Source organism: Caldanaerobacter sp., from assembly GCF_049701115.1.
In the GTDB taxonomy this organism is placed as follows: Bacteria; Bacillota; Thermoanaerobacteria; order Thermoanaerobacterales; family Thermoanaerobacteraceae; genus Thermoanaerobacter.
Genome location: NZ_JBNATX010000060.1, coordinates 1 through 6,861, shown reverse-complemented (window position 1 = coordinate 6,861; position 6,861 = coordinate 1). Strand labels below are relative to the sequence as shown.

Sequence of the window (6,861 nt, the reverse complement as noted above, 5' to 3'; positions counted from 1 at the left end):
CTACATCCATACCCCATTTTCCTGCTTCATCACCTACTGAAATTTTACACTATCTGGATAATTTTTACTCGTTCCTTTAAAAGTATATATAAAATTTCAACAAAATTTCGTACGATTACGGGTAAAAATAGCATAAAATTTATATATTTCTCCAAAGAAAAATTTGATTTTTATGCTATAATTAAATTATCTTATGTAATTCAATTTGGGCAGAGTAGGTGTCCCGCGTTAAGTGACGGAGGATGGGACGTCGCCTCCGTACGAAAAGCCTTTATGGCTTGCGGTGGGCCACCGCGTCCGCTGCCACCCCAAAGGATTCTCCTCTGGTGTGGCATACTCTGCCACACAAAATAAAGGGGAGGTTTTTTTATGAAAAAATTTACTACAAGAGAAATTACATTTCTTGCCTTGCTAGTAGCGCTAAACATTGTGCTCACGCGAATAGCCAGCATAAGGATAGCGATTGGAGGTGTGGAAGGAATAAGGATAGGCTTTGGAGCTTTTCCTGTAATTTTTGCAGGAATAGCATTTGGCCCCTATGCCGGAGGCATTGTAGGAGCATTGGGAGATATCATTGGTTATTTTATAAACCCAATGGGCCCTTACATGCCCCATTTCACTTTTACCGCTGCCCTTGTAGGAATTCTTCCTCCATTGTTTTTAAAACCTTTTAAGGCGCAAATTCCTACTTTCTGGCAGCTTGTTATAGCGATAGGCTTAGGGCAGACCATCTCTTCTATCATACTCACGCCCTATTTCATTCAAATGCTCTTCCATCTGCCAATGAAAATAACCGTTCCCCCAAGAATTGTAACACAAGCTATTCAAGTTCCTCTCTATGCCTTTTTTACTGAAGTAATACTGAAAAAATTCCACCTAGCCTTTTCCTCAAAATTTTAAGCGGGGTTCCCCCGCTTTCAATCTTTTAGACTTCTTTTCACTCCTTCTTTTACCGCTTCCCATATGAACTTGCCAAGAGTACTCTCTGGCCCTGCGTATTCATAAAATTTACTGCAATTTCTATCTCTAACTACTACCACTGCATCAGTGCTTGTCCCAGTAAAGTCATACCCTAATTCGAGAAGCGCCATACTCTTTGCCTCTGTAGCTGTGATTATAGCATTTATAAGGGCACTGTCTTGCAAATTTGCTTCTAAGTGTAGTATAATATTGATGGTTCCTGCGTTTATTTTCTGGTTATGGTTTTTAACACCAGCAGTTATAAATGCTGTAACTTCATTTCTCTTAACAACTCTTAATCTTTCCATAGAGACAGCCGTTATAAGCCCAAAGTACTTTCCTTCTATCCCATTATCTTCCGCAACTTTTTTGACGTACTCTTTTGGATCCAATTTATCAAATTCATCCAGCACCTTCTTAGGAATTGTATGATTAAATACAAAATCTACTTCTCCAAAACCTCCTAAGATTCCTGAACTTAAGCCATAAAAATTCCCTTTTATTATCGCTATATCAGGCTTTATTATTGTTTCCATTTACATCCCTCACCAAGTTTAATTTCTGAAGATAATTATATCATTTTGAATTGGAGGGATATATATGGTTAAAGTAGCTGCTGTAGGCTATGGGGCTTTCGGAAGTTTTGTACTAAGGTCCATATCAAAAATACCAAATGTAGAAATATACGGGGTATCAGGTGTAAATCCCGAGAAACTAAAAAATTTTGCTCAAAGTATGAACATCCCCAACTGGACCACAGACTGGCAGACACTTATATCAGACCCTGAGGTAAATGTAGTACTGGTTTTAACTCCACCTGATTCTCACCACAGCATTGCCGTAGCAGCAGCTAAAAATAAAAAGCATTTGTTTATAGAAAAACCTCTAGCTTTAAGTCTTAAGCAAGCTGACGAAATAATCTCAGAAGTAGAAAAAGCAGGCGTAAAAGCCGTGGTAGACTATATAATGCGCTATCATCAACTTTATTATAAATTGAAAAACTGCATAAAAGAAAATCCCGACATGGGCAAGATTAAAAAAGTATGGTTTTACAATTTTGCCAGCAGTGAAGGACTTAACCCTGACCACTGGTTCTGGAAAGAAGAAAAAAGCGGAGGGATACTTGTAGAACACGGGGGACATTTTTACGATTTGTTTTCCTGGCTTTTAGAGGACACTCCAAAGCCTGTAGCCACTTTTGGCCATGACCCTTATGAAGACATGAGCATTGTGCACTTTCCTCAAATAGATGCTTATGGAGAATTCTATCACTGTTTTGACAAACCTGGATTACTTGAAAAAAATTTTGGAGGAATCGCTTTTGAAAAGGGATATATAACCTTTGAGGGATGGCTCCCACTTTCTTTTAAGCTGGAAAAGATTGAAGAAGGACAAGTTATCACTAAAGAATACAAATTAAAAAGAGAAAAAAATGAAGTTTTCTCTGAACTTGTCCAAAAAGCTTTCCAAGACCTTCTAAAAGCCATTGAAAATCCTAGCCATGAAATAACTGCAAACCTTTATATTGCAAGAAAAGCTTTAGAAGTCTCTCTAAAAGCCAGGTCCTTAAAATCATCTACTAGATAAATTTAAAACTCATTTTTACTTAGAAATAATTAGGCTTTATATAGAAAGTTAAAATAGTACAAATTTTGTTTCTTGCAAGAAGGATTAATTTCTATTATGTCGTATATTTACATTAAATCCCCAAAATATAAATGCAAATAGAAAAAGCTTCCCTAAATATCTTACTGTTAAAGTGTAAAGGAGAGAATAAACAATGAAATTCATAATTGAAGAGGAAGTTTTCAAAGTTTTGCCTAATGTTTGTTTTGGCGTAATTGTAGCAAAGGAAGTAGACAATCACGGAACAAATGATGAAATTCTTGCATTACTTGACGAAAGTATTAAATTTACGATAGAAAAATTTTCAGGTGCTAATATAAAAAAACACCCCGATATTCTTTGTTATAGAGAGGCTTTTAAGAAGTTAGGAATAAATCCTAATAAATTCCCTTGTTCTGTAGAAGCCTTGACAGCACGTGCCCTAAAAAACGGGCAAATCCCTGCTATTAACAATGTAGTAAATCTCGTGAATGCCATGTCCTTAAAATACACTCTTCCAATTGGAGCCCATGACCTTAAAAAGGCAGAGGGAAATCTTAAAGTGGGTTTTACAAAAGGAGGAGAACCTTTTGTGCCCTTTGGCCAAACTGAGCCCGAATATGTAGAAAAAGGAGAACTGGTATATGCCGACGAAAAAATGATAAAAACTCGCAGGTGGATCTGGCGCCAATCAGAAATTGGAAAAATAACTGAGGAAAGCACCGATATTTTCATCCCTATAGATGGCTTTACAAATTGCAATAAAGATGCTGTTTTAAAAGCAAGAGATGAAATAGCTTTCTATTTTGAAAAATTTTTTGGCACCAAAACATCAGCATTTTTCCTTGACTCGAGCAATCCTTTCATCGAAATAGACTAAATCCTACCAATATTTTATAAACTATTTTACGCTATACCCTATTTGATTCTAAAAAAAGATACTCTCTTTCCATCACTTACTGCCACAATTGTGCCACATTCATCTGTCCTGTATACGGTTATCCCCAATTCACTTAATTTTTCCAGAGTCTCTCTGTGGGGATGGCCGTATTCATTATTTTTCCCGCAGGAGATAACTGCATATTTGGGCCTCACTTCTTTAAGAAAACTCCATGAAGAAGATGAAGAACTTCCATGATGCCCTACTTTTAGTACGTCCGCCTTTAAATTATAGTTTTCGGCAAGCATTTCTCTTTCCGATTCTTTTTCTGCATCACCCGTAAATAGAAATGCAGTATCCCCATAAGTTATTTTTATAACTGCACTGTAGTTATTTAAATCTTCATAGTAAGAGCTGTTTGGAGCAAGCATTTTAGCCTCTATGTCCGTTCCTAAATAAAGTGTTACCCCTGCCTTTGCCACGTATATTGGCAATTTTTTTGCTTTTGCCGCTTTTAATACATTCTCAAATGCACTAGTAGTCGTAGTTATTTTTGGCATATAAAATTTACCTATATCAAAATTTTGAATTACTTCCGGAATACCCCCTATGTGGTCAGTGTGAGGGTGCGTGCCCACCAATACATCTATCTTCCTTACGCCCTGTTTTTTTATATAATTAACCACCCTTTCCCCCATCTCAGGAGTACCAGCATCTATTAGCATTGCCTTGTCAGAAGGGGTTTTTATAAATATGCTGTCTCCCTGCCCTACATCTATAAAACTGACAATTAGCTTAGAGGATAAATCTTCACTTGAAATTGCTGGCAATTGACAATTGTCGGTAATTGAGTCATAAGATTTCTGAGCATTTGAAAACTCACTATCTGGAAAAAACGTACATCCGGAAAAAATAAAGATTAAAAGCATTACTGCAAAAATTACTGCCATTCTCCGTCTAAACATGTGCTACTATTCCTCCTCTGTAAAAAGCTCATCTGCAAGCTTTTTAATCCTTTCCTTCTTTCTTTTTGTCTCTTCTTCATCTACCATGACTTCAAATTTAATTACATCTCCTTCCTTTACGTTTAATGGAAGAAGAACTTTTGGAAAATTAAAGGTTTTATTTTTATACTCTATTACTGCCCATTCCTCTTCAAACCGATCTACTATACAATATTCAGAATTTTCATCACACACGTTTATCCCTCCATATCATACTAAATAATTTACTGACACTAGTTCTGTTTGAGTGTAGAGAAAAAAGTGAAAAATTTCCTTGTGACCACATAGATCTTTCTATAATAATTATAAACTCCTGTCTCACTTAATTCAAAGGCAGAAGCAAACTTATGCCTTTATTCATAACAAACAGGAGCTTTGGAGAAAATAACTATTGACTTAAAAAAGCTTATATAATATAATTAATACTGTCCAAAGGGATTCCGCCGGAGTGGCGGAACTGGCAGACGCACAGGACTTAAAATCCTGGGGGCTGAATAAGCCCGTACCGGTTCAAGTCCGGTCTCCGGCACCACTGGCGCGGGGTGGAGCAGTCCGGTAGCTCGTCGGGCTCATAACCCGGAGGTCGTGGGTTCAAATCCCACCCCCGCAACCAAACATGGCGGCGTAGCTCAGGTGGCTAGAGCATGCGGTTCATACCCGCAGTGTCGGTGGTTCGAATCCACTCGCCGCTACCATCTATGCGCAAACTATATCGTCTACCGAAAGCCTGAAATGGGCTTTAATTCTATCACGGTAGACGAATATTTTATTCTGGCTTTTATATTTTAGCTATTCTTTAACTATCTTTCATTATATCTTCCTAAACCATCCTTTTTATAGATTTTTTATTTCAACATTTTTTTGCTTGAATAATAGGTTATAAAGAAAGCCTCTGCTTAAAAGTCCGGCAGAGGCTTAGAAATTAAATGCTATTGTATAGACAGTTATATGACCTTAGCATATATACTCTTTTTCTAATATTCAATTATTGCTGGATAATAGTAAAGTAAATTGTAGTTATATCCCCAATATCTAAAAGTATTTCCTATGCCAGAGGTTTGATATGGACCATGATGCGCCCCTCTCAAATATAGAATTGGATGAGTTTGATCTATAATAGCCGGGTTATCATATTTTTGAAGTGTATAATGAGGATGGGTCACAAAAGATGTTACCGCACCCAAAGAAGATACCCCTACTACGACTGCCTCTGTATCGGGTCCTTCTCTGTACATAAAATAATTATCATGAAAAGAATTCCAGTATTCATTGTAATACCATATGTAAGTATACACATATGCTACTGTGGAATTTTTTATTCTGAAAACAAAGTCAGCTGCATCTGAAGCTTGCCTCTGGTCCCATCCTTCTGTCTGATAAAGATAATCTTGAAGTTCTTGTTTCGATGTAAAAATATGATAATTTACACAGTTTGGATTATCATGTAAATTGAGTCCTCCAAGCTTCCACAAGTAGGGATAGTATACAGCAGGTTTGTACAAATCTGCATCAATGGCATATGCATTTGTGTAATTAAAAGCTAAAGACGAAATTAATAGCACTATCGCCATTAAAAATATTGACAATTTTTTCATAAAAACTTCTCCTTAAATATTGATATCTTATGATATACCTACAAAAATCCTTAATTGTTTTATTAACTTTACGCTTGTTGTGAGATAGATTTCATGAGATTTCTTATATACGGCATAGAAAATAATAAAACAATTACAACCATTATTATGGCTATGGAGGAAGAATAACCTATTTGAAAATATCTGAAAGCGTTTCTGTATATATAAAAGCTTATGGTCTCTGTAGAATTGCCGGGGCCTCCTCCTGTCATCACATAAACCTTGTCAAACACCCTAAAAGTATCTATTGTCCTTAAAAGAGCTGTTAAAAATATTGCTGGTTTTATCAAAGGCAAAGTAATATATCTCAGTTTTTGAAGATAATTAGCACCATCTACATCTGCGCTTTCATATATATCTTGTGGTAAAGCTTGTAAATAAGCAAATATTACTAAAAAGGCAAAAGGAGACCACTGCCAAATATCTGTCAATATTATAGAAAACAAGGCGATTTTAGGTGAATTTAGCCATTCTATCGCTTTTCCCCCAAATAGTTTTATAAAAAAGTTTATTACTCCGTAATTATAGTCATACATCATTTTCCATGTCAGTGCTACTGTGATAGGGGGAAGTAGCATCGGGATAAGTACTATGCCCCTCAGCAATTTCTCATATCTTGATTTCAATGAACTAAAAAATAGAGCCAAAGTTAAACCCAAAAATGTTTCAAAAAATACAGCTAATATGACAAAATAAAAGGTGTTTTTTACCGCCACTATAAACAAAGGGTCTGAAACTCCTTGCAGGTAATTATTTGGTCCGACAAATTTTGTTATGT

8 protein-coding genes, 3 tRNA genes and 1 riboswitch are annotated in these 6,861 nt (G+C 36.2%); of the genes, 6 read left to right on the top strand and 5 right to left on the bottom strand.

Annotation, left to right across the window (positions count from 1 at the left end):
• The first annotated feature begins 208 nt into the window (after window positions 1-208).
• A riboswitch (THF riboswitch) is annotated at window positions 209-305 on the top strand.
• Window positions 306-369: 64 nt separating this feature from the next.
• Entirely contained in the window at window positions 370-900 is a 531-nt protein-coding gene (locus ACPLVE_RS10775) for a folate family ECF transporter S component (protein WP_424611547.1), read from the top strand.
• Window positions 901-917: 17 nt separating this feature from the next.
• On the opposite strand, the gene ACPLVE_RS10770 is transcribed toward ACPLVE_RS10775, so the two are convergent.
• Window positions 918-1,496, bottom strand: a complete 579-nt coding sequence (locus ACPLVE_RS10770) for an adenosylcobinamide amidohydrolase (RefSeq protein ID WP_424611546.1) — start codon at window positions 1,494-1,496, stop codon at window positions 918-920.
• 64 nt (window positions 1,497-1,560) lie between these two features.
• Here ACPLVE_RS10770 and ACPLVE_RS10765 point away from each other — a divergent pair, with 64 nt between their 5' ends.
• The gene (locus ACPLVE_RS10765) at window positions 1,561-2,547 is read left to right on the top strand and encodes a Gfo/Idh/MocA family protein (protein WP_424611545.1); all 987 of its coding nucleotides are present in this window, start codon (window positions 1,561-1,563) and stop codon (window positions 2,545-2,547) included.
• Window positions 2,548-2,740: 193 nt separating this feature from the next.
• A complete protein-coding gene (locus tag ACPLVE_RS10760; protein WP_424611544.1) occupies window positions 2,741-3,445 on the top strand; it encodes a B3/B4 domain-containing protein in 705 nt (234 codons plus the stop codon).
• A 38-nt stretch (window positions 3,446-3,483) separates the two neighbouring features.
• Here ACPLVE_RS10760 and ACPLVE_RS10755 read toward each other — a convergent pair whose 3' ends face one another.
• Window positions 3,484-4,410 carry a ComEC/Rec2 family competence protein gene (locus ACPLVE_RS10755; RefSeq protein WP_424611543.1) on the bottom strand — a complete coding sequence of 309 codons (927 nt, stop codon included), beginning with the start codon at window positions 4,408-4,410 and terminating at the stop codon, window positions 3,484-3,486.
• A gap of 6 nt (window positions 4,411-4,416) precedes the next feature.
• Window positions 4,417-4,644 (bottom strand): DUF3006 domain-containing protein, encoded by a 228-nt coding sequence (locus ACPLVE_RS10750; RefSeq protein WP_424611542.1) that lies wholly within the window; start codon window positions 4,642-4,644, stop codon window positions 4,417-4,419.
• A 247-nt stretch (window positions 4,645-4,891) separates the two neighbouring features.
• Between ACPLVE_RS10750 and ACPLVE_RS10745 the strand changes: the two genes are divergently transcribed.
• From ACPLVE_RS10745 to ACPLVE_RS10735, 3 genes are all read left to right on the top strand, one after another.
• A tRNA-Leu gene (locus ACPLVE_RS10745) sits at window positions 4,892-4,981 on the top strand.
• 4 nt (window positions 4,982-4,985) lie between these two features.
• A tRNA-Met gene (locus ACPLVE_RS10740) sits at window positions 4,986-5,062 on the top strand.
• A gap of 5 nt (window positions 5,063-5,067) precedes the next feature.
• A tRNA-Met gene (locus ACPLVE_RS10735) sits at window positions 5,068-5,144 on the top strand.
• Window positions 5,145-5,423: 279 nt separating this feature from the next.
• On the opposite strand, the gene ACPLVE_RS10730 is transcribed toward ACPLVE_RS10735, so the two are convergent.
• Both ACPLVE_RS10730 and ACPLVE_RS10725 read right to left on the bottom strand, forming a co-directional pair.
• Window positions 5,424-6,044 (bottom strand): hypothetical protein, encoded by a 621-nt coding sequence (locus ACPLVE_RS10730; protein ID WP_424611541.1) that lies wholly within the window; start codon window positions 6,042-6,044, stop codon window positions 5,424-5,426.
• 68 nt (window positions 6,045-6,112) lie between these two features.
• The coding region (locus tag ACPLVE_RS10725) for a carbohydrate ABC transporter permease (RefSeq protein WP_424611540.1) at window positions 6,113-6,861 on the bottom strand (749 nt) is incomplete at its 5' end.

Bases quoted from the DNA above. Each gene is read 5' to 3' on its own strand.
- ACPLVE_RS10775 (WP_424611547.1), top strand. From the start codon at position 370: ATGAAAAAATTTACTACAAGAGAAATTACATTTCTTGCCTTGCTAGTA.
- ACPLVE_RS10770 (WP_424611546.1), bottom strand. From the start codon at position 1,496: ATGGAAACAATAATAAAGCCTGATATAGCGATAATAAAAGGGAATTTT.
- ACPLVE_RS10765 (WP_424611545.1), top strand. From the start codon at position 1,561: ATGGTTAAAGTAGCTGCTGTAGGCTATGGGGCTTTCGGAAGTTTTGTA.
- ACPLVE_RS10760 (WP_424611544.1), top strand. From the start codon at position 2,741: ATGAAATTCATAATTGAAGAGGAAGTTTTCAAAGTTTTGCCTAATGTT.
- ACPLVE_RS10755 (WP_424611543.1), bottom strand. From the start codon at position 4,410: ATGTTTAGACGGAGAATGGCAGTAATTTTTGCAGTAATGCTTTTAATC.
- ACPLVE_RS10730 (WP_424611541.1), bottom strand. From the start codon at position 6,044: ATGAAAAAATTGTCAATATTTTTAATGGCGATAGTGCTATTAATTTCG.